Origin of the sequence: Neisseria zoodegmatis, assembly GCF_900187305.1 — a bacterium.
In the GTDB taxonomy this organism is placed as follows: Bacteria; Pseudomonadota; Gammaproteobacteria; order Burkholderiales; family Neisseriaceae; genus Neisseria; species Neisseria zoodegmatis.
This window is the reverse complement of the sequence record NZ_LT906434.1, coordinates 81281-104288: the sequence shown is the minus strand read 5'-3', so window position 1 is coordinate 104288 and position 23008 is coordinate 81281. Positions and strand designations below refer to the sequence as shown.

The 23008-nt window shown below is 53.3% G+C and carries 19 protein-coding genes and 1 pseudogene; 1 reads left to right on the top strand and 19 read right to left on the bottom strand.

Annotated features, from left to right (window positions below):
* Nucleotides 1-222 precede the first annotated feature (222 nt).
* Nucleotides 223-1674, top strand: coding sequence for an alanine/glycine:cation symporter family protein (locus tag CKV66_RS00530; protein ID WP_085355687.1), 1452 nt, complete (start codon nt 223-225; stop codon nt 1672-1674).
* A 107-nt stretch (nt 1675-1781) separates the two neighbouring features.
* On the opposite strand, the gene CKV66_RS00525 is transcribed toward CKV66_RS00530, so the two are convergent.
* From CKV66_RS00525 to CKV66_RS00435, 19 genes and pseudogenes are all read right to left on the bottom strand, one after another.
* The gene (locus CKV66_RS00525; protein ID WP_085355686.1) at nt 1782-3947 is read right to left on the bottom strand and encodes a polysaccharide biosynthesis tyrosine autokinase; all 2166 of its coding nucleotides are present in this window, start codon (nt 3945-3947) and stop codon (nt 1782-1784) included.
* Between the two features lie 37 nt (nt 3948-3984).
* Nucleotides 3985-4425, bottom strand: a complete 441-nt coding sequence (locus tag CKV66_RS00520) for an arsenate reductase/protein-tyrosine-phosphatase family protein (protein WP_085364190.1) — start codon at nt 4423-4425, stop codon at nt 3985-3987.
* A gap of 32 nt (nt 4426-4457) precedes the next feature.
* Nucleotides 4458-5588: a polysaccharide export protein gene (locus tag CKV66_RS00515; RefSeq protein WP_085364175.1), complete on the bottom strand. Its 1131-nt coding sequence runs from the start codon at nt 5586-5588 to the stop codon at nt 4458-4460.
* 51 nt (nt 5589-5639) lie between these two features.
* Nucleotides 5640-7544, bottom strand: coding sequence for a nucleoside-diphosphate sugar epimerase/dehydratase (locus CKV66_RS00510; RefSeq protein WP_085364174.1), 1905 nt, complete (start codon nt 7542-7544; stop codon nt 5640-5642).
* Between the two features lie 101 nt (nt 7545-7645).
* Nucleotides 7646-8821 carry a DegT/DnrJ/EryC1/StrS family aminotransferase gene (locus CKV66_RS00505; protein WP_085364173.1) on the bottom strand — a complete coding sequence of 392 codons (1176 nt, stop codon included), beginning with the start codon at nt 8819-8821 and terminating at the stop codon, nt 7646-7648.
* Nucleotides 8814-8939, bottom strand: a pseudogene (locus tag CKV66_RS00500) (formyl transferase); the annotation flags it as partial. The pseudogene CKV66_RS00500 and the gene CKV66_RS00505, both read right to left, overlap by 8 nt.
* 79 nt (nt 8940-9018) lie before the next feature.
* A complete protein-coding gene (locus tag CKV66_RS00495; RefSeq protein WP_085364172.1) occupies nt 9019-9699 on the bottom strand; it encodes an HAD family hydrolase in 681 nt (226 codons plus the stop codon).
* Entirely contained in the window at nt 9692-10657 is a 966-nt protein-coding gene (locus CKV66_RS00490) for an ATP-grasp domain-containing protein (RefSeq protein ID WP_085364171.1), read from the bottom strand. The genes CKV66_RS00495 and CKV66_RS00490 overlap by 8 nt, the downstream gene beginning before the upstream one ends.
* Nucleotides 10644-11288 (bottom strand): sugar transferase, encoded by a 645-nt coding sequence (locus CKV66_RS00485; protein ID WP_085364170.1) that lies wholly within the window; start codon nt 11286-11288, stop codon nt 10644-10646. The genes CKV66_RS00490 and CKV66_RS00485 overlap by 14 nt, the downstream gene beginning before the upstream one ends.
* Nucleotides 11281-12453, bottom strand: a complete 1173-nt coding sequence (locus CKV66_RS00480; protein WP_085364169.1) for a glycosyltransferase — start codon at nt 12451-12453, stop codon at nt 11281-11283. Before CKV66_RS00480 ends, CKV66_RS00485 begins: the two co-directional genes overlap by 8 nt.
* 16 nt (nt 12454-12469) lie before the next feature.
* Entirely contained in the window at nt 12470-13537 is a 1068-nt protein-coding gene (locus tag CKV66_RS00475) for a glycosyltransferase family 4 protein (RefSeq protein WP_085364168.1), read from the bottom strand.
* 186 nt (nt 13538-13723) lie between these two features.
* Complete coding sequence (locus CKV66_RS00470) at nt 13724-15022, bottom strand: O-antigen ligase family protein (RefSeq protein ID WP_085364167.1); 1299 nt, start codon at nt 15020-15022, stop codon at nt 13724-13726.
* Nucleotides 15023-15027: 5 nt separating this feature from the next.
* Nucleotides 15028-16203, bottom strand: a complete 1176-nt coding sequence (locus CKV66_RS00465; protein WP_085364166.1) for a glycosyltransferase — start codon at nt 16201-16203, stop codon at nt 15028-15030.
* A 54-nt stretch (nt 16204-16257) separates the two neighbouring features.
* The gene (locus CKV66_RS00460; protein ID WP_085364165.1) at nt 16258-17688 is read right to left on the bottom strand and encodes a lipopolysaccharide biosynthesis protein; all 1431 of its coding nucleotides are present in this window, start codon (nt 17686-17688) and stop codon (nt 16258-16260) included.
* A gap of 60 nt (nt 17689-17748) precedes the next feature.
* A complete protein-coding gene (locus CKV66_RS00455) occupies nt 17749-18828 on the bottom strand; it encodes a DegT/DnrJ/EryC1/StrS family aminotransferase (RefSeq protein ID WP_085364164.1) in 1080 nt (359 codons plus the stop codon).
* A gap of 16 nt (nt 18829-18844) precedes the next feature.
* Nucleotides 18845-19426 carry an acyltransferase gene (locus CKV66_RS00450; RefSeq protein ID WP_085364163.1) on the bottom strand — a complete coding sequence of 194 codons (582 nt, stop codon included), beginning with the start codon at nt 19424-19426 and terminating at the stop codon, nt 18845-18847.
* Nucleotides 19423-20463 carry a glycerol-3-phosphate dehydrogenase/oxidase gene (locus CKV66_RS00445; RefSeq protein WP_085364162.1) on the bottom strand — a complete coding sequence of 347 codons (1041 nt, stop codon included), beginning with the start codon at nt 20461-20463 and terminating at the stop codon, nt 19423-19425. The genes CKV66_RS00450 and CKV66_RS00445 overlap by 4 nt, the downstream gene beginning before the upstream one ends.
* 15 nt (nt 20464-20478) lie before the next feature.
* Nucleotides 20479-21531: a Gfo/Idh/MocA family protein gene (locus tag CKV66_RS00440; RefSeq protein ID WP_085364161.1), complete on the bottom strand. Its 1053-nt coding sequence runs from the start codon at nt 21529-21531 to the stop codon at nt 20479-20481.
* Nucleotides 21532-21546: 15 nt separating this feature from the next.
* The gene (locus CKV66_RS00435) at nt 21547-22851 is read right to left on the bottom strand and encodes a nucleotide sugar dehydrogenase (RefSeq protein WP_085364160.1); all 1305 of its coding nucleotides are present in this window, start codon (nt 22849-22851) and stop codon (nt 21547-21549) included.
* Nucleotides 22852-23008: the final 157 nt, after the last annotated feature.

The following is a 23008-nucleotide window of genomic DNA, read 5'->3' as shown; positions in this document are numbered from 1 at the left end:
TGAAGCCGGTAGGTTTCTGCGAAGCCCAAACTGCTTTTTCAGACGGCCTTCTATAGTGGAGCAACTTAAAAACAGTACGTTCGTCATACTCGGGCTTGACCCGAGTATCTCCTAAAGTTAGCGAAACTCAAGATACTCGGGTCAAGCCCGAGTATGACGGAAATACTAATAAAATCAAGTGTTTTAACTATATAACCACAAATAACCACAAAGGAGAAAAAGATGGAAAACATAGTCAATACGCTGGTGGACTATATTTGGGGTAACGGCCTCGTTTATCTGGCTTTGGCCGTCGGCCTCTATTTCACCGTGATTACCAAAGGCGTGCAGTTCCGCTATCTGCCCGAAATGATCCGCCTGTTGAGGGAAAAGCAGGAATCCGGCGCGGGTATTTCGTCGTTTCAGGCATTCTGTATGTCGCTGTCGGGGCGTATCGGTGTCGGCAACATCGCCGGCGTGGCCACCGCCATTGCCGCGGGCGGGCCGGGGGCGGTGTTTTGGATGATTGTGATGGCGCTGTTGGGCGGTGCCAGCGCGTTTGTAGAATCGACTTTGGCGCAGGTGTATAAAACCAAAGTCGGCACCGAATACCGCGGCGGTTCGCCTTACTACATCGAACGCGGCCTGAAGCTGAAAGCCTTTGCCGTGTTGGTGGCCGTGGTGATTTTCTTGAGCTACGGCGTGTTGGTGCCGGGCATTCAGGCCAATACCATCGCTACGTCGTTTGAGAACGCCTTCGGCCTGTCTGTATGGATCACCGGCACCGCGGTTTCCGCCATGCTGGCGTTTCTGATTTTCGGCGGCACCAAACGCATCGCCCGCGCCGCCGACCGCATCATCCCGCTGATGGCCTTGGGCTATGTCGGCCTGATGCTGATTGTGTTGGTTAGCCACGCCGCGAAAATTCCCGAAACCGTGAGCCTGATTATCGGCAGCGCGTTCGGCACCGATGCGGTATTCGGCGGCATTGTCGGCACTGCCATTTCGTGGGGCGTGCGCCGCGCCGTGTTCTCCAACGTAGCCGGTGCGGGCGAGGCAACGTTCAGCTCGGCCGCAGCCGAAGTGAGCCATCCCGTGAAACAAGGTTTGGTACAAGGTTTTTCGGTGTATATCGACACCGTGCTGGTGTGCACTTCAACCGCCATCATGATTCTGATTACCGGCATGTATAACGTGCAGCCGCCCGGCATGGAAACGCCGCTGGTGGAAAACATCCCCGGCGTGGTTGCAGGCTCGGCCTACACGCAGGCGGCCTTGGGCACGGTGTTCGGCGATTTCGGCGGCGCATTCGTGGCGGTGGGCATTTTCTTCTTTGCTTTCACCTGTCTGCTGGCTTACTACTACATCGCCGAAACCGCGCTGCTTTACCTCGACCAAAAGCTGAAATACCCCATTCTCAGCATGATTTTGCGGGTGGTGTTTTTAGCCGTCGTGTTTACCGGCAGCGTGCAGTCCGCCAGCCTGATGTGGGGCTTGGGCGACATCGGCTTCGGCAGCATGTGTTACCTCAACCTGATTGCCATCGTATTCCTGAGCAAACCCGCCCTGCGCGCGCTGCGTGATTACGACCGCCAGAAAAAAGCGGGTTTAGACCCGGTATTCGACCCGCGCGAGGCGGGGATTGAGAATGCTGAGTTTTGGGTGGAGTACGCACAACAGCACGGTAAGCGATAACGCGCAAGCCCGCATAAATGTTTATTAAGCGTGTTAAGGCCGTCTGAAAATATGGTTTTCAGACGGCCTTCTTTTGATACATGATGCGGCGGTTCAATACGGCGGGTTTACGCTTTCTTGTAGTTGTAAGAAGTGTAATAGCCGTAGCCGTTGGGCGAGTCGCTCTTCATGCCGTTGAGAATGATGCCGTGTACTTCGACGTTGCTTTGCTGCAAGCGGTTGACGCTGAGGTCGAGTTCGTGGGCAGAGGTTTTGTCGTATCGGGTAACCATCAGGGTAATGCCTGCCTGCTGGCCGACAATGTTGGCATCGGTAACCGACAACACCGGCGGGGTGTCGATAATCACATAGTCGTAGCGTTGGCGGGCACGGCTGAGCAGGGTGTTCAGACGGCCGTCGAGCAGCAGTTCGGACGGGTTGTCGGGCAGGGTGCCGTGGCTGATAAAGCTCAGGTTGGGCACAAGGGTTTCCTGAACGGCCTGGCCGGGGGAGAGTTTGCCTTCGAGAATGTCGGAAAGGCCCTGTTCGGGGTCGGCATCGAAGAAATCGTCGAGATAACCTTTGCGCATGTCGCCGTCGATTAAAAGGATTTTTTTGCCGGATTGCGCCATGACTGCGGCGAGGTTGGCGGCGATGAACGATTTGCCGGAGCCGGGTGCGGGGCTGGTGATCATCAGCAGGTTGTTTTTGGCATCGTTCATGGAGAAGTAAATGTTGGTACGCAGGGCGCGCAGGGCTTCCACGGCGGCATCGGTCGGCGCTTCGCTGGTGAGCAGGTAGCCGGAGCGGGGCGTGGAGGCGGAAAGGCCTTTGAGCTTGCTGCCGAGGGCATCGTGTTTCTGTTGTGCGCGTGAAAGGGGGATGATGGCGGCAACGTCTAATCCGAGGGTTTCGATGTCTTCGGGTTTGTTGAGGCCGTGGCGCATCACGGAGCGCAACAGATACCACGCGGCGGTTAATACGCCGGCGGTGATGGCGGAAAGCAGGGTAATCACGGCTTTGCGCGGGGCGACGGGTTTTTCGGGTTTGTCGGCGTAATCGACAATCCATACGTTACCTTGTGCGCTGGCTTTCATGATGTTGAGTTCTTGCTGTTTGGTCAGCAGCTGGGTGTAGGTGTTTTGGTTGGTTTCTACGTCGCGGGTCAGGCGGATCACTTCCTGCTGGGTATTGGGCAGGTCGGCAATTTGCTGGTTGATTTTTCTTTTGGCTTTTTCGAGCACGGCAAGTTTGTCGAGCACGGCTTTGTAGTTGGGATGCTCGGGCGTGTAGAGTTCAGCCAAGCCGGCTTCTTCGGTGCGCAGGTTGGTGATTTGGGTTTCGATGTTGATCAGGCTTTCAAGCGCGCCTTTGGATTCGACGGGGATGTCGAGCGAGCCGCTTTTTTTGCGGTATTCGTTCAGTTTGTTTTCGGCTTCCTGCAATGTGGCTTGAAGGCGGGGCAGCTCTTCCGAGATGAAGGCCAAACCGCTGGCGGCCACCTGAACGTCGCGGTTGATGTTTTGGTTAACGTAGTTGTCGGCGATGCTGTTGAGAATGGCGGTGATTTTTTCGGGTTCGGTGCCTTTGTATGCCAGATTGATGATGGGGCTGGTTTTGCCTTTGCTGGATACGGTCAGGTTTTGTTTGATGTGGTCGATGGCATTGAGCCGCGAGTGTTTGGTCAGGGTGAAACGCTGTCCGTTTTCGGCCAGAATCTGGTTGATTTGCAGTGTGGTTTGCCCGTTGATTTTGAGCGGCTGGCCGACTTTGCCTTCCATGATGCGGTCGTTGGGCAGCTCTACGGAGTAGAGTTTTTTGCTTTTGGCTGTGATGATAAACGGTTTGTTGCGCCATTCTTCATCTACGGTGAAGGTATGGATTTTCAGCTCGGGTTCGATGTCGCTTCTGAGGTTGTGCACCAGCCGCCCGAATACGGGCAGGTATTTGGGTTCTACGGTTTGGTCGAGCTGAAGGTCGTCGACGGTTTTGCCGAGCACCAGCCGCGATTGCAGTAATTCCAATTCGGCTTCGGATGTGGGCGAATCCGACGAAGTCAACATGTTGTTGATTTCGGTAAGAATCTGGTTTTGCTTGGTTTCTACTTCCAGCATGGCGTCGGCACGGTACACGGGCGTAACCGACAGGCTGTAAACGGCACCCAAAAGGCCGCCGGCAACCACTGCGATGGCAATCGGGTATTTGTAGTTGAGCAAGTTGCGCAGCTGCAGGCCTACGTCGATTTCACCGCTGCTGTTTTTTTGTTGGAGGTTGGGCGGGTATGGTGTTGGCATTGTCGGGTTTTCCTTCTCATTTTTTACCGGGGAGGGTTTACGGTCTGACGGTCAGTTTGTATGCCCATTGTTCGGCGGCTTCTTCCAGTTTCCGGTAAACCGTTTCAAAAAACGCCTCGGTTTGCATATAGGGATCGGGTATGCTTTTTTGCGGCAGCCATTGGGCGAACAGCATGGTTTTGCTTCGGGCGGAAGGCAGTACGTCGGCAACCATGTCGATGTGCTGCGGTTCCATCACCAATATCAAATCGGCTTCCCCGCACATGGCGGGGGTAAGCTGGCGGGCGGTGTGTCCGGCAATGATGAGGCCGTGCCGCAGCGCCGTGCGTATGGCTTGCAGATCGGCGTCTTTGCCTGCCAGAGCCTTCAAACCTGCGGAGGATATCTGCAGGTGGGGCATTTTTTGCTGCAACAGCCGCTCCGCCGTGGGCGAGCGGCAGATGTTGCCGATACAGACGATTAAAATCTTGTTAAACATCTCGCGTCGCTTCTGGGGCTTTGCGGCCGGCATCAGTTGAAGGAGCTGTTCAGGGAGGTAATGTTGGAAACGGAGTTGGTTACTTGGGAAACTACGCGGTTCCAACGCGATACCGGTGCGGCAGTTACATAAACAACGTCATCGGCACGCAGTTTGAAGCGGTTGGCCAATGCGTAGGCTGATGCGTCTTTCAGGTTGAGTTGGTAAACGTGTATCGGTTTGGCCCGGTCTTCGGGCACGTTGCGGATCACGAATACGCCGGATGCGTTAGCCGTTACTTGGTTGATGCCGCCCGCGTCGCCCAGTGCCTGCGTGAGGGTCAGGCCGTAGCTGCCCATACGCAGGGAGGTTTGTTTGCCGACTTCGCCCATCACATGCACTCTGCTGTTGTCGGTGGTGGGTACATACACGATATCGCCGCCGCTCAACAGCAGGTTTTGCGACAAGTCGCCGTGTTGGCGGATGTCTTGCAGCGAGATGGTGCGTTCTACGCCGTCTTTCGTCCATCGGATGTTGTTGGTGTCGGCGTTTTCGGCTGCGCCGCCTGCTTGGTCGATGGCGTCAACCAAAGTCAGAGGCACGTTGGTAATCGGGAACTGTCCCGGTTTGCCGACTGCGCCGGACACGGAAACGCGTTGCGAGCGGAATTCGGTCACGGTTAACGATACTTGCGGGTTTTTGATGTAGCGTTTCAGACGACCTGTGATGATTTTTTGCAGTTCGGGCAGGGTTTTGCCGCGGGCGTAGATTTTGCCTGCCAGCGGATAGGCGAGATAACCGGCTTCATCCACCCACACGCCGTTGCTTACTTGTTTGCTTTCGGCCGACATGCCGGACGAAGAGGGGGAGTTCAGGTCGGGATGGTGCCATACCATCACGTTTAATACGTCGCCGCTGCCGACGCGGTAGCGGTAAGCTGATTTCTGACGGTCAAGTGCGGGATTGCTCAAGGCGCCGCGGCGTTGTTCCTGCATACGCTCGATCAGGCCGAGGGTAATGGGGTAGATATTGATGCGGCTGTCTAATGCGGTGTCACGCGGGGTTTCGTTATTTTCGTAAACCACGGTTTTGTTGTGCGTGGGCAGGCCGGAGCCGGGCACGACGGTACAGCCGGCGGTAAAAGCCAGCAGGGACAAGCTGATTGCAGTGAGTGTAGTCTTCACAGTTTTATCCTTTAAGGTGTTGCGGCAGGCCGTCTGAACGGTATGGGGTTTTCAGACGGCCTGCCGGTTTTGCAGCCAAACCAAATCGCAGATGTCGTCTTTGGGCGCAAAACCGGTTGGTGCTTCCAATAAGAGTTGTCTGAGGGCCATTTGGTTCATTTCGCGGCATGCCGTATCCATACGGGTGAGAATGTCGGACAGGGCATCCCACGGCAGCATGACTTCGTTGGCGGTCATGATACGGGGATGGCCGGTTTGTTGAACTTCTTCGCCGATCAGCAATTCTTCATACAGTTTCTCGCCCGGGCGCAGGCCGGTTACTTTGATTTCGATGTCGCCGTCGGGGTGTTCTGCGTCTTTCACTTCCAAACCGCTCAGGCGGATCATTTGTTTGGCCAGGTCGATAATCCGCACCGATTCGCCCATGTCGAGCACGAACACGTCGCCGCCTTTGCCCATTGCTCCGGCTTGGATCACCAGTTGGGCGGCTTCGGGGATGGTCATAAAGTAGCGGGTAATGTCTTGGTGGGTCAGGGTAATCGGCCCGCCTGCCTCAATCTGTTTCTCAAACACGGGTACCACGGAGCCGGACGAGCCGAGCACGTTGCCGAAGCGCACCATGCAGAAACGGGTTTGTTGGCCGGCTTCGGCGGCCATTGCCTGAAGGCAGAGTTCGGCCATACGTTTGCTGGCGCCCATGGTGTTGGTGGGGCGCACGGCTTTGTCGGTGGAAATCAGCACGAAAGTTTCCACACCCGCATCTACCGCGGCCTGTGCGCAGAAGAGCGTGCCGTACACATTGTTGCGCACGCCTTCGATGGTGTTGAACTCAACCATCGGCACGTGTTTGTAGGCGGCGGCGTGGTAAACGGTTTGCACGCCGTAGGCTTCCATGATGCTGAACAGGCGTTTGCGGTGTTGAACCGAACCCAGCAGCGGCACAACTTCGATATCCAAGTTTGAGGCCGTCTGAAATTCGCGCAGCTCTTTATCGATGCTGTACAGCGAAAATTCCGACAATTCAAACAGCAAAAGTTTGGCCGGACGGTAGCGGATAATCTGACGGCACAACTCCGAACCGATAGAACCGCCCGCGCCCGTTACCAACACCACTTTATTGGAAATATCGGCGCTCATCAGTTCGGGGCGGGGCGCAACGGGGTCGCGGCCGAGCAGGTCGATAACAGACACCTTTTTCAGCGAGCTGATGCTGATTTTACCGTCCACCAAATCTTTCATGCCCGGAATCGCCAGCACTTCGCACGAAAAGCTTTTTAACCGTTCCACAATCAGCTTGCGTTCTTCTTTCGACGCACTCGGAATCGCCAGCAGGATTTTCTCCACGCCGTAGCGTTTGATCAGGTCTTCCAATTCAGACGGCCTGTACACGGGCAGATCGTAAATGGTGGTACGTTGGATGGCGGGATTGTCGTCCACAAAGGCCACGGCATTGTATTCGTTGACCTGTTTGATGGCTTCCAAGAGTTGGCGCCCGGATTGGCCGGCGCCGTAGATAATCACCGGCGCCATCTGCTTGCGGTGGCGGCGGTCGGAAAGAATCGATTTAAGAATGATGCGCGAGCTGGTCACCAGCACCACCAGCATCAGGAAATACACCACCGGCAGCGCCAGCCGCAGACGTTGCTCGAATACCCACACACTGATCAGGAAAATCAGCGCGGAAACCATGCAGCCGAATACCGCCGTGCTGAGAATGCGCGTACTCACATAGCGGGTTACGGCGCGGTAAAGACCCATTTTCACAAACAGCAAAATCGTCAACAGCGCCGTGGCGGCGAATGCCAGCCAGTTGGCCGTGCTGACCCATTCGGCGTCGTAGCTAACCTTCAGGCTCTGCGCGAACCAAAAAGACACGAAAATCACCAATACGTCGTGAATGATGAAGCATGCTTTTTTGGCGTTGCGCGGCAAGGAAAGTAAGGTTTCCAGATTCATAATCGTTTATCCGGTGTTGTTATTTATTGTTGTTGTGGGCGGTTTTGCACAGCATATTCAGACGGCCTCAAAACCTGAAAGGCCGTCTGAAAAGGCAGGATTTATGCCGTAGCTTCTGCCATCACTTCTTCGATATGGCGGCAGCAGAAATCTATTTCTTCCGGCGTGATGGTCGGATGCACCAAGAACATCAGGCTGGTGTCGCCCAATTCCACCGCGTTTTTCAAACGCTCTTTCGGCCGCCACGGCGTGTTGTCGAAAGCTTTTTCCAAATACACCTCCGAGCAGCTGCCCTGATAGCACGGCACTTTGCGCGCGCCCAATTCTTCGACGATGCGGTCGCGGCTCCAGCCTGCTTTGAGGTTTTCGGGTTTCACGAACGCATAGAATTTGTATTGCGCGTGTTCGATGTAGTCGGGAACGTTCACCAAGCGGATGCTGCCGAAGTTTTTTAAGACGGCCTCCAGCTTAGCGGCGTTGGCTTGGCGTTTGGCCGTCCATTCCGGCATACGTTTGAGCTGAATGCGGCCGATGGCGGCCTGCATTTCCATCATGCGCCAGTTGGTGCCGAAACTTTCGTGCAGCCAGCGGAAGCCGGGCGGATGTTGGCGGTTGTACACGGCATCGTAGCTTTTGCCGTGGTCTTTATACGACCACATTTTCGACCACAGCTCTTTATCGTTGGTGGTAACCATGCCGCCTTCGCCGCCGGTGGTCATGATTTTGTCTTGGCAGAACGACCATGCGCCGACATGGCCGATGGAGCCGACCGGCTTGCCTTTGTATTTCGCACCGTGCGCTTGGGCGCAGTCTTCGATCACCCACAGATTGTGCTTGTCGGCCAAAGCCATAATCGCGTCCATTTCGGCGGGCATACCGGCCAAATGCACCACGATAACGGCTTTGGTGTTCGGAGTTAAGGCCGTCTGAATGGTTTCGGCGGAAATGTTTTGGCTGTTCAAATCCACATCGGCAAACACGGGGTTGGCACCGGCGGTTACGATGGAAGAAGCGGAAGCCAAAAACGTGCGCGAGGTAACGATCACATCGTCGCCCGCACCGATGCCCATGGCTTTCAAGGCAACGTCCAAAGCCAGCGTGCCGTTGCCGAGTGCCACGGCGTATTGCGTGCCGGCAAAGGCGGCAAATTCTTGTTCAAACTCGCGGCATTCCGTGCCCGTCCAATAATTGACTTTGTTGGAGAGCAATACGCGGGATACGGCATCGGCCTCTTCTTGGGTAAACGAAGGCCACGGGGCGATAGAAGTGTTAAGCATCGGCTTGTCCTGCAAAAAGGCTGGTGGAATCTTTAGGGGCGACGTCTTCTAAAATCCGGCGGTTGACCAGAGTGAATTTTTTGCCGTCGATTTCAATATACGCATCGTCGTAAGGGGGAACCAAAACGCGGGCTGCGTATTTTTTAATTTATCAATCTTATTGGATGTGTGTTTTGTGATGCCGGTTGGAGCCGGTTTTATTGTTCGAGTAATTGGGGCAGTTCTTCGATTCCGTTTAGCCACACTTGCGGCTGGTAATTCGTATCAAAATGCTTTTCTTGATGTTGGTGTATGTTGTTTTGTTTGGGAAGAATGCCTATGGTCAGCCAGCCTAATTTGTTGGGAGTAACGAAATCTTTGGCAATGTTGTCTCCCACATAAATATATTGTTTGTTGGGATATTGCTGCTGTATGTGTGTCAGGCGCTTATCATCGGGTTTCTCTGAATTAAATGTTTCTGAAATTAAAATTTCATCAAAACAGTCTAAAAGTCCCAGCGCATGCAGTTTCAAGCGCTGGGTAAGGCTCCGGCCGTCTGAAAGCAATATCCCGGCATGAAATGGTTTCAGCATATCTTTTAAGTTCTCAGACGGCATAAATGGCGTTAAGTTCGGTGTGTGTGTTCGATATAGCCATAATAAAGAGTGTTTTTCCGATTCATTGAAGCGGCATAAGCTGCAAATTTGGTCGAGCCAGCTATTGCCCGTTGTATCCAGCTGCGCCATGAGATTGTCTTCCCTGTGTTCGGGGTAAAGCAGGGAGATGTGCTTACACACGGCGCGTATGCCGGATAGTTTATAGTCGTATTCTGGATAAAGCGTATCGTCTAAATCTAAGACCAAAATGCTTTCCGAAGGCTTGATGTTGTGTCTATTCATGTACCAATACTTTCGCATCGTAACGCAGCATGATTAAGTTGTTTTCCCATTGGTCGAAAAACGGGATATCTTTTCCATAGAGATATTCGCTGATCAGCCAACCGGGATAATGGCCGCCCGCCGCATAAGTCAACGGAAAGCCACCGCCGAAACGGGGGTTGATTTCGATGCCGTAAACGGTATCGTCTTTACAGAAAAACTGGGCGGTGATACAGCCGCGCGCGCCTTCCAATACCGGCATTTTTTCCAGCATCAGCGAATACAGGTTATTTTTGCGGGTGGCACCTTTACTGACTTCGCCGGAGCGTACTTCAAGGCGTTCGCGCGGTACGGCACATTTCAGACGGCCTGCGCGGTCGTAATACAAATCAACGGTAAACTCGGTAAATTCATTGGTAATGTCGATGTAGCGGCAGAAAATGATTTTGGGGTCGCTCAGCAGGTCGTACGACAAATCTTCGGCCGAGTGGATATATTTCGCACCTATGCTGCGGCTGCCGTCGTAAGGCTTGGCAAAGCAGGGGAAGGTCAGATCTTCGCGCTCGTAAATTTCCGGCGAGTCGATGCCGTGGCGGTTGAACAATCCGGCCGTGAAGCGTTTGTCGCGGCAGATGGTAATCAGCTCGGGGTCGGAAATGATAATGTGGATCCCGGCTTGCTCGAAGCGGTCGCGGGCGTCTGCCAGTTTTTGCAGCTCGGTGTCGATGGTCGGGATAATCAGCCCTACACTGTTTTTTTCTGCTATTGCGAAAACCGCATCAATGTATTCGTCGGCTGCAATCGGCGGTACGCTGAATGCGCCGTCAGACACTTGGCAGGCGGCAGACATGACCGGATTCAAATCGGTTGTGAATACTTGGATGCCGTCTGAAAAACGTGCGGCTTCGGTTTTGAAATCCTGAACCAGTTCTACGCGGCGGCCGGCCGACAGAATGAGAATGTTTTTATTTGTTTTCATTGTCTTGTTTCCCTTGGGTAGCATCGTTTCCGGTATTTCCGGTAAAACTAGGCATGGTAACGTCTTCGCCTGCGTTAATGCTTTCTCGTACAAATACTTTTTTCACGGTAAGCAGCAGGATTTTGATATCCAACCAAAAGCTTTGGTTATCGACATACCAAACGTCATGGGCGAATTTTTCGTCCCAAGAAATAGCATTGCGCCCGTTGACCTGCGCCCAGCCGGTGATGCCCGGTTTGACTTCGTGGCGGCGGTATTGGAAATCATTGTACAGCGGCAGGTATTTCATCAGCAAAGGGCGTGGGCCGACCAAACTCATGTCTCCTTTTAAGACATTCCAAAGCTCAGGTAATTCATCCAAGCTCGAAGCACGCAGTTTTTTGCCGAAAGGTGTCAGCCTTTCGCTGTCGGGCAGCGGCTTGCCTTCTGCATCGACGGCATCGCGCATGGAGCGGAATTTGATCATCTCGAAAGGTTTGCCGTCTTTGCCGGGGCGGGTTTGGATAAAAAAGACGGGAGAGCCGAGATTCTTGCGGATTAAATACGCAAGAATCAGCAGCACCGGCGATAATACCAACAGGCCGGCCGCCGAGGCAAAGATGTCAAACAGGCGTTTTATGACTTTATTCATGGCCGAAGCTCTCAATCAGGTTGACGATTTTACGGTAGGAGATATCGCGCTTGAAGCGACGCACGATTTCTTCGCTGTTCACCGGATCATCTTTGTGTGTGAGTATGTGGCGGGCGGCCGAAATAAAGCTGTTTACGTCGCCGGAGCGGTAGTTCGCATGGGGCAGCAAGGTTAAAATTTCATCGATTTCGCTGCTGACTTGGCTGTTGAGTATCGGTTTTTCCAAAGCCATATAGTCTGAGAGTTTGTTGGTTACCGACTGCATGGCGTAAGAATGAATCGGATTGATGGCGACATCGCATCCTTTGGCTACCGACATCATTTCGGCATAAGGAATGTAGCCGTAAAATTTGATGGACTTGGATTCATATTGTTTGAGTTTGTCTAAGTCGGGACCGCCGCCCATGATATGCAGTTCCACATTTTCACCGGCTTCTACCAAGCGCTGTATGCCTTTGCATACGGTTTCCATGTCGTAGCTGTAACTGAGCGTGCCCAAATAGAAGAAACGGGTTTTGTCGCCTTCAAAATGTTTGGGCTGCGCGCTGCCGAGCTTGTCGTAATCTGCGCCGATATACACCACTTCGCCGGGTACGTTCGGATTGGCTTCTTTGGCGCGGTTGAGATAGCTTTGCGATACGGCGACCAAACCGTCGGCATAGGCATAGGCGGCATTGGCGCGTGAGGCAAAAGGCAGCAGATTGTGCGGAATTTTTTTCAGGGTGGGAATCACGGCGGAAAAGGCTTCCGGCCATACGTCTTGCACGTCGATAATCAATTTATAGCCTAGACGTGCTTTGTGTTTGCCCAGCAGAATGTTGGTGGCAATCAGCGGATAGGCGGAATACACCACGTCCCACTCGCCGGGGCGGCAGTGTTCCAGCCATTGCTCGAAATCTTTAACCAAAACGTGATGGCTTTGCACGCGCGCAATGGAAACGTTTTTGGTGTAGCCGCTCTCCCGCAGGAGCTTGACTTTCAGACGGCCTTGAGAAGACTCTTCTGCCATTTCAGGCCGTCTGAAAGATTTGTTCATATGTTTGAAGTTGCTGGTCAGCAGCAGCACATCGTGCGACTGCGACAACAATACGGCCAAATACCAAAAACGGTTGAAGTTGGGTTCCCCCGGCAGTGAACAGTAAGGTGCGACAATAGCGATTTTCATGACGGCTCCCCCGTGTTTAGAGATTATAGGCGGCGATGGTGGTGCGGTAGATTTCTTCGTCTGAACACAAGGCGGTTACTCTGTCGTGAAGAGCTTTACCCATTTTGCTGCGTAATGCGGCATCGTTGACCAATGTTTCCACTGCGGCGATAAACCGCTCTTGGTTTTCAGTGGGAACGCAGTAGCTGGTTTCGCCGTCCACCACCATTTCCGAAATACCCGCCCCATCGTAGGTCACAACCGGAGTTTCGTACAAACCGGCTTCTAAGATATTGTTACCTACGCCGGCACCGTGGTCGCCGATGAGTATCGGTGTGTTGAGCAGAATATCGACTTCTTGGAAGTAAGCAGGCAAATCGCGCACGCCGCCGAGAAAACTGACTTTGTCGGCAATGCCCAATGCTTGGGCTTGGGCTTTGAGGCTGTCGGTTTCTTCGCCGATACCGGCTATTGATAAACGCACAGGCAGGCCGCGGTCGATTAATGCTTTAGTGATGTCGAGCACCAAATGAACGGCACGTGTTTTGCTCAAGCGCGATAAAGTGCCCAGCATCACATAATCTTTAGGCTTTTTGTCGAGAATAGTGCCGCGGACGGGCAGTGCATTGTAGGTATAGGCGATGCGCGAGGCGGGAAAGCCGTGACGGATCAACTTTTTGCGCTCATGCTTGCAGTTGCCGATGATATATACGCCGAGTTTGTCGAACAATTTGGCGATTTTCGGATAAGTTTCCGGATCCAGCCCGCGGGCGTGATAGAACACTTTGGTTCTAGGTGAAGCCATTTTTGCGGCAACAGCGCAGGCAGGCACAATGCGCGCCATTTGGCAGTGAATCACGTCGGGCTGTTCTTGTTTCAGCATGCGGATGTAGGCTGCCATGCCTTTCAGATAACCTAATTTGCCGCTGTAAAAATCGATGTCGTACCACTTCATGCCGGCCGCTTGGGCATCTTTGACCAAAGGGCCGTCTGAAGACGCCAAAATAACGGTATGGCCGTGATCTAACAGCAGTTTGCCCAAACGGAACGCAGCATGCTCCGTTCCGCCCAGTCCGCTCATTGAAGTGGTAATAATAATTTTCATGGCTCTAAATATATGTAGATAAATATTCCCTTAATCGATTTTCGACAGATTGAGGGTGTTAAAAATCTAACGGGCAGTGCAAATAAAATTAAAAATATCCAATCGGCAAAACCATTAGGCTTCAAAAGGCCGGAATAGGTTGGTCACAAACTGTCGCTTATGCTTTTTGTTGTGTTTAGTTTGTTGTTATCGGGTGCGTTGCAAGTGTTTTGACCATGAGGCCGTCTGAAAGGTTTGCGGCAATTTAACGCACAAGGCATAGATGGCAATCAGGAAACAGGGCAGCCACACGAAAGGAAGCCTTAATATCGAAGAAGGAATAAAACCGCCGATCAAAAATACCGCCATTGCGCTTAGGGCAAACACACGAAATCTGGAGTCAAACCGTTGGGCAAAGGCAAAGGTGCCTATGTAGCCAGCCACATAGTAGACGAAACCGAGTAAGGAAACGATACCGAAGCCCAGATATAGCTCGACGATGAAGCTGTGCGGGTTTTCAAAGCCCAAGCTGCTGCTGAGATGGCCGCCGAAAAATTCGGCAAAGTTTTTCGGGCCGTAACCGGTAATGAGTAAAGGGAAGTTGTTTAAAAAATGATTGTAAATTTCTTGGCGGGAAGAGACGGAGCTGTCACTCTCGAAATCATATAAAAACAGGTAAACGCGGCTGGAAAAGCGCTCTAAAAATTCATTGCTGTTTAACGACAGCAAGAAGTTTTGTATGGCTTCGGAAGGAATCATGGCAAATACCAAGTAAACCGCTACAACGGAAAGCAGCGTAGCCAAACCGTTTTTACGGTACATCAGCGCCAGCAAAGTGAGCAATACATAGCAGGCGATGGCGGTACGGGATGCGCTGGCGAAAATAATGATGCCCAACAGCAGATACAGGCCCCAACCTGCCAAAACCTGTTTGCGGTTTTCTGCTTCGAAATTGAAAAACATCAGCACCGCGGGAGCTAAGCACACGGCAGTAGTGGCCAAGTTATTGGGGTTGAAAAACAAGCCTTTTACTGCACCGGCTTCGATGGCCAGCTCTTCCGCGGCGGTTACAAACTGCATGCCTGCACCGATTTCGATAAAAGGCGGGATACAGATGAATGCGGAAAAAAATATGATTAAATTGCGGACAAACCGCAACGGATGTTCCGTGCGCGAAATAATCAGATAAAGCAGGTAGAAAAAGCAGGGAATCGAGATGAAAAACATCAAATCGATAAATTGGGTCCCACTGATGAAAGAAATGCCAAAATGCAGGGCGCTCCATGCTGTCATGACCGTCAAACTGCCCAGCAGTAGGGCAATACGGGACGGGAAGCGTTTGCTTTCCAGCAGGGCAATTAGCAAAGTGAGGGCAATAAACAGTATCGTCAGGAAGTTGTCGATACGCTGTATGCCGAATTTATACGATAAAGAAGGGCCGATCATATAGGCGCCCAACATGCCGTAAACCAACAGGCTGTATAAATGGATATTTTTAACTTTCATACCTGTTATTCCGTTTGCGTGTGATTGAGAACGCGGCGGTATTGTTCAATAATTTGTCGGACAACGCTCTGTTCGCCAAATTCTTCAAGGCAACTCTTCCGCAAAGCTTCAGGATCGTAGCGGTGGCGGTTTTCATACAGAGAGACCAATGCTTCTGCCAAAGCTTCTTGATTTTCAGTCGGCACCAACAAGCCTTTTTCCGGCGTGATAAGTGCATTCGGGCCGCCGCAGCGGGTGGCGACCACCGGCAAACCTTGCGACAACGCTTCAATAAAGACAACGCCGAAAGTTTCATAGCGGCTGGAGAGTACAAAGGCATCGCTGCTGCGCATCAAATCCAGCACTTCTTCGTTTTGCAGCTTGCCGAGAAACGTAACCGCATGGCCGATGCCCAGCTCTTCGGTCATTTTGTGCAGTTGTGCCTCAAATAAACCGCTGCCGCCGATTTTCAATTTCAGATTCGGGTGTTTTTTCAGTGCGTCTGCAAAGGCAGGCAGCAAAATGTCAAAGCCCTTGTTGCGTTTTAAATTGGCTACGGAACAGAAGGTAAAATCTTGGTTTTTCGGTTTGCCGTCTAAATGAAACGACTGAAAGAATTTCGCGGGCAGAATGTTGGGGATATATTGCCAATTCAATCCCGAATATTCCTTTTCCAGCAGGCGGCAGAAATCGTGGCTTACGGCGATGCGGGCCGCACATTGTTTCGCTGATTCCCGCATGCCTTTGCGCTGCCATTTGCGCGTACGGTTAAGGGCGAGGGCGGAGCTGTGTTCAGTCAGAACATAGGGAATGCCTGTGGTTTGATGGATTTTATGCGCCAAAATGCCGGCGTGATTCATACTGTGTGCGTGCAAGATGTCGGGGAGGCCGTTTTCGCGCACATAACGGCGGAACAATCTCATCCCCGCGTTCAGCCACCGCAGGCGGTCGAGCCGGGTGTGGGGAAAGAAATACATGCTTTTGTGCAGATAAGTTGGAATACCTTCGTCGAGATGGTAGCGTTGGCCGTAGCCGCCGGTCACAATGGAAGCCGGTTCGCCGCGCAATGAGCGGAACACCGGCGCGATCACGCCCACTTTCAAACCGGCGCGCTGTAAAGCGTGCGCCTGTTGGCGGAAGAAAATGCCGTTGATATCGGTCGGTGACGAGGGATACCAAGATGGAATAATCAAAACATGCATTTTGTGTTGCCTTATTATTTAATCTTATCGAACGTAAGTAAGCGCAATGCTGCCTCAAACCGCCGTGGTGCGTTTCAGACGGCCTTTAATCTGCGTGGCCGCCTGATGCAAGGCAGAACGGTGTTTCAGGTATAAAAACACCAATACCGCCAGCCAAAACAGGGCGAAGAAGTAGTAGTTGCTGCTGTTGCCGTAGTAGGTATAACTCAGGCAGGCAGCCAAGCATAAAAATGTGCTTCCGTATATTTTTGCGCGCGGCAGCGGCAGCCACAGGCGTATCGACGCTTCCGACTTCAACACCGAAAACACCCAAAACGATACGGCGGTCGCCATTGCCGCACCCCGCGCACCGAGCAGGGGAACGAGCCAGTAGAGCAGGCTCAGGTTGCACAGCAGGGCAACGAGCGAAAACACGGTAATCAGCCACGTTTTCTTGCTCACGTTGATGCCGATGCCGGTTACTTCGGTAAGCGTGTAGAGCAGCGGAAACAGCATGCTCGACAGCAGGATAAACTGCACCGGTGCGTATTTTTCCGGCAGTATCCAAGTGACCATCGGCGAGCAGATGCCTACGATGCAGATTAAAGCGGCAATCAGATCGGTCATGGATTCGGTGATGCCGCCGATTTTATCCAAATGGATATTTTCTTTGACCCATTTAAATACCATCGGTGCCCAAATAACCGAAAAAATATTCTGAAAGATTAAAGCAATCGCTCCAAAACTGACGGCCATCGAGTAAACCCCCAGTTCCGACAAGCCGCCTAACGACTTGAGCAGAAAGCGGTCTATCGAAGTAAAACCCCAATACGCCAACCCGCCCAAAGCCAGCGGCACGCCGTAATGCAGGCTTTCTTTCAGCAGCGGTGCGGAAAACGGCGCACGGGCGGCAGCGGCCAATTCGCCGCGTGTTTGGGCGGCCAGCACGCCTACGGTAAGCACTTGCGCCGCCACATAAGCCGCCACCAGCGTGAAAGTGTCTTTAGGCAAGCCTGCCGCCACATATACCAACACTAAAAGCAAAATCAGCACTTTGGGTGTGAGCTGGCTGAACGAAAAGGCAAACGAGCGTTCTTTCATCCGCAAAATCAACGCGAAATAGCGCGACAGCAACGATGCGCCGAAAAAAAGCAGGCACAACAGTCCCAGGGTGCTGCTGTTGATGTCGAACACTTTTTCAGACGGCCACGATAACCGCCCCAAGCCGATGGCGGCGGCAAACAATGCGGTGAGTGCAACCGGCAGCGCAATCACGGCTTTAAACAACGCCGCTTTGTTTTCGGCCGCATGGTATTCGCGGATATAAGATTGATCCAAGCCCAAGCCCATCAGCGTGAGCGTGAGTGCCGACACGGTTTGCAGCAGCACGATGCGGCCGATGTCTTCGGCGGGGAAATACCATGAAATCAGAGGCAGCGAAACGATACCGATGGCGGCACTGCCCAGCGGGCCGAGTGCGTAGCCTAAAAGTTTTTTTATGTTCATACGAATATGTTTTCAGACGGCCTCCCACACAGCGGAGAGGCCGTCTGAAAAGAAAAACAGTCAAAGGGTGGCTTTGAGTGCGTCTGCCACCTGCCGCACTTGCTTGTGCGTCATATACGGGTGCATCGGCAGGCTCATCACTTCCTGCGCCACCAAGTCGCCCACCGGCAGCACGGCATCGCTGGCGACGGCGGGCTGTTTGTTCAGCGGAATCGGGTAATGCACGGCGGTGGGAATGCCCGCTTCTTTCAAGGCCGTCTGAACGGCATCGCGGTTTTTCACGCGGATGGTGTATTGGGCATAGGCGCTGCGGTTGTGTGCTTCGATAAACGGCACATCGATGCCCGCATCTTGCAGGGCTTCGGCATACATGGCAGCAACTTGTTGGCGCAACTGCATTTCTTCTTCGAGAATCGCCAGTTTCGGCAGCAGGATGGCGGCTTGCAGCGTATCCAAACGGCTGTTTACGCCCACGCGGATATGATGATAGCGGCGGTCTTGGCCGTGGCGGGCAATCTGTCGGATAACGGTGGCCAGCGTTTCATCGTTGGTGAAAACCGCTCCGCCGTCGCCGTAGCAGCCCAGAGGTTTGCTGGGGAAAAAGCTGGTGCAGGCGATGGTGGTTAAGTTGCCCGATTTTCTGCCTTTGTAGGTGGCACCGAAACTTTGGGCGGCATCTTCGATCACCGGCAGCTTGTGTTTGGCGGCGATGGCGTTAATGGCGTCGTAATCGGCGCATTGGCCGTAGAGCGATACGGGAATGATAGCTTTGGTTTTGTCGGTGATGGCCGCTTCGATTTGGGCGGGGTCGATATTGTAGGTTTTCTCGTCGATATCGACATACACGGGTTTGGCACCGAGCAGGGCCACGGTTTCGGCGGTGGCGATGTAGGTAAAGCCGGGGGTAATCACTTCGTCGCCGGCCTGCACGCCCAAGGCCATCAGCGCGATTTGCAGTGCGTCGGTACCGTTGGCGCAGGTAATGCAGTATTGTGCGCCGCAATAGGCTTTGAGCTGTTCTTCCAATTCGGCGACTTCGGGGCCGAGGATATAGCCGCCGTGTGCCAGCACTTTTTGGATGTTGGCATCGATTTGGTCTTTGATTCGGGCTTGTTGTGCGGCGAGGTCGATAAATTGCATGATGGTTTCCTTAATATTATTCTGATTTGGTTAAGAGGCCGTCTGAAAGCGTATAAACGGCTCCGGTGTGGGAACAGCTTGCTTTGCCGCTGCCGTGCACGGGCAGGTCGAGCTGTTCGCCGTATTCGCTCATCCAACCGATTTGGCGGGCGGGCACGCCGACCATCAGGGCGTAATCGGGCACGTCTTTGTTCACCACTGCACCCGCGCCGATAAAGGCGAAACGGCCGATGGTGATGCCGCACACGATGGTGCAGTTTGCGCCCAAAGTCGCGCCTTTTTTAACCAGCGTGTCGCGGTATTCGCTTTTGCGTTCGATCAGCGAGCGCGGGTTGTACACATTGGTAAACACCATGCTGGGGCCGCAGAATACGCCTTCTTCGAGATGCACGTTGTCGTACACAGATACGTTGTTTTGGATTTTGCAGTTGTCGCCGATGGTTACGCGGTTGCCCACAAAAACATTTTGCCCGAACGAGCAGTTTTTGCCGATAACGGCTCCGCCGCAGATATGCACGAAATGCCAGATGCGGCTGCCTGCGCCGATTTTCGCGCCGTCGTCAACGATGGCGGAAGGGTGTACGGTGTAGTCGGTCATTTCAATAATTCCTCCAAAGCGGCTTCGCCCTGTATTTGTGCGGTCGTCCACTTGCCGCCGTAGATGTGCAGCACATTGCCCACGCGCTCGAACGCCCATTCGCGGGTAGCATCGCTGGGATTGGCGGCACTTTTCAACAAAGGGCGCACGCCGGAAAAGCTGCCGCTGATGTCTTGTGTCGTGAGCTTTTCGCTGTGATAGGCATTGTAGGCGGCCAGCAGGTAATCGGTTTCTTCTTCAGACGGCCTCTCCGCTTCGGGGTGGTGTTGGCGGACTTCAGTGGTGCCGATTAAGGTTTTGCCCTGATAAGGCAGCACGAAGAAAATCCGTTTTTCCTGCGGAATCGGCAGCATCAAAGCCTGCGTGCATTCGCGGTCGGTAAAGATATGGCTGCCGCGCACCCAATCTATGGTATAGGCGGGAGAGCCGCCTTGTTGTGCGCGCAGTTCCATCGCCCACGGGCCGGTGGCGTTGACGATGCGGTCGAAACCGGCGAGGCTGTCGAATGTTTCGATTTTGCGGTGTTCGACTACTTCCACGCCCAAATCACGGCATTGGCCGACCACCCATTGTCCAAGCGCGAAATCGTCCATTTGGGCATCGTAAAAGGAAAACGCACCCTTGAGGCCGTCTGAAAGCAGGGCGGGGCAGCGGTTCAGCACTTCCGTTTTATTCAGCCACGAGCTGCGGGGAAAGCCGCTGCCCGCCGCAAGAAAATCGTAGAGTTTGGTGCCGATGCCGATTTGCCATTTGGGGCGGAGCGTGCCTGCGTAAATCGGGAACAGCAGCTCCAACGGCCTGCACAGGTGCGGAGCCTGTTCCAGCCAAAAGCGGCGGGCGTGCAGGGCTTTTTTAACCAGCGCAAACTGGCCGGTTTCGAGATAGCGCAACCCGCCGTGCAGCAGCTTGGAAGACGATCGGCTGGTGTGTGCCATGGCGGTATGCTGTTCAAACAGCACCACGCTGTGTCCGCGCCGTGCCGCAGCCCAAGCGGTACACGCTCCGACTATGCCTGCGCCTGCTACTGCAATCTTCATTTCAGACGGCCTTTATCAGTAAACCAAAGGCAGCGATACGGTTTTGTTGTCGCGGGCGGAGAGATAGGCGGCAATCAGCAGCTCCAGCGATTTCAATCCTTCGCGGCCGTCGGTAATCGGTTCGGCTTCGCCGCGCATCACGTCGATCACATTGCGGTAATAGAGCGGATGGCCGAAACCGTAAACCGAGGTGGTTTCGTAGTTGGCGGTTTTCACTTGCTGGTCGTAATCGCGCGAATCGGCAAAGTTCCATTCCTGAATTTCGTTCACCGCCATGCCGCCGATGCGCACCGTGCCGGTTTCGCCCAAAATGGTAATCGAGCCTTCGAGGTTTTTCGGGTAAGTGCACATGGTTACGGCCATCGAGCCGAGCGCACCGTTGCGCCAGCGGATGTTCATTACGCCGGTGTCTTCCGCTTCGATGTCGCGGTGGGTGGAAATCATCGCCTGCACGTCCTGCACCGGGCCGATCAGCCATTCCATCAAATCGACATAATGGCTGGCCTGATTCATAAACGCGCCGCCGTCCAGCTCCCAGGTGCCGCGCCAGCCGCCGCCTTGGTCGTAATAAGACTGCGGGCGCGTCCAAAATACATTCAAATGCACCATGCAGATTTTGCCGAAGCGTTTTTCGGTTACGGCGCGTTTGAGCATCTGCAAAGTGGCGTTCAAGCGGTTTTGTTTCACCACAAACAGGCGTTTGCCGGCTTTGTCGGCCGCTTTGACCATGCGTTCGCCGTCGTGCAGGCGGGTGGCCATCGGTTTTTCGGTAACCACATGAAAACCCGCTTCCAAAGCCTGCACGGCTTGGTCGGGGTGCAGGCCGGAGGGCGAGGTGAGCACGATAATGTCGGCATCGGTGTCTGCCAGCATTTCCGTATAAGAAGCATAGCCTTTGGCACCCGTGCGCTCGACGGCAGCTTGTAGATTGGCGGGGTCGATGTCGCACACGCCGACGATTTCGCATTGGTCTTTCAAGGCTTCGAACGAACCGAAATGGTTGTTGGCAATGCGGCCGCAGCCGACCAATGCAAATTTGATTTTACGGTCTTTGATGGTTTCAAACATATTCAGACGGCCTCTTTATGCTTTAACAACGTTATCGGATTTGCCCAAATATTTACCGCGTGTGTCGATAATCAATTTGGCGTGCTGTTTGATTAAGTCGTAATCGAATTTGTCGTGGTCGGTTGTCAGCACCACGCAATCGAAGCGGGCAATGTTTTCAGCGGTGAAAGGTTCGCTCTTCAAATCGAATTTGTGTTCGCGCATTTTCGGGAACACCGGCACATGCGGGTCGCAGTATGCCACTTCTGCGCCCAAATCGCGCAGCAATTCCATAATTTCTACCGACGGGCTTTCACGCATGTCGTCCACGTTTTTCTTGTAGGAAATACCCAATACCAAGATTTTGCTGCCTTTGATCGAGCGGTGGTGGTCGTTGAGCGCCAATGCGGTTTTGTTGACCACATATTCGGGCATACCTGAGTTTACTTCGCCAGCCAATTCAATGAAACGGGTGTTCACGCCGTATTCGCGGGCTTTCCAAGTCAGGTAGAACGGATCGATGGGGATACAGTGGCCACCCAAGCCCGGGCCGGGGTAGTAGGCAACGAAGCCGAACGGTTTGGTGGCCGCGGCATTGATGACTTCGTGGATATCGATGTCCATTTTGTCGGCCACGACTTTCATTTCGTTAACCAAGCCGATGTTAACGGCTCGGTGGATGTTTTCCAGCAGTTTGGTCAGCTCGGCCGCTTTGGTGGAGCTGACGGGCACTACTTTATCGATAGCGGGCTGGTAAAGCGCGATACCCACTTCCAAACACGCAGGCGTGTGACCGCCGATTACTTTCGGAATGGTGCGGGTTTCAAAATCGGGATTGCCCGGGTCTTCGCGTTCGGGCGAGTAAACCAAGAATACGTTTTCGCCCACTTTCAGGCCGCCTTCTTCGATGCGGGGCAGCAGCTCTTCTTCGGTGGTGCCGGGGTAAGTGGTGGATTCCAAAGACAATACCTGACCGGCGCGCAGATAAGGTTTCACCGCATCGGTGGTATCGATCACGAAGCTCATGTCCGGTTCGCGGTATTTGTTGAGCGGTGTGGGTACGCACAAAATCACGGCTTCCACTTCGCCGATACGCGTGAAATCGGTGGTGGCTTCAAACAGGTTTTTACGCGCGTCGGCAATTTTGCCGGCGGGAATATGCTCGATATAACTCTCGCCGTTGTTCAGTTTTTCTACTTTTTCTTCATCAATATCAAAGCCTAAGACTTGATAACCGATATCGACATAGCGCAACATCAGCGGCAGGCCGACATAACCCAAGCCGACAATACCGATCTTGGCGGTTTTATCGGCAAATTTCTGAATGGTGGTATTTTTCATAGATAGTCTCTAGTAAAGATGATGGAATGGATTATGCAATGCCGATTGAATTTATCAAGGCATACATTAAAGAAAGATTGCTTATTGAGACTAAATTAAATTTAATCGGTTTCACGACATCTTTTGCCGCCGGGCAAAGTTTACATAACGGCAACAA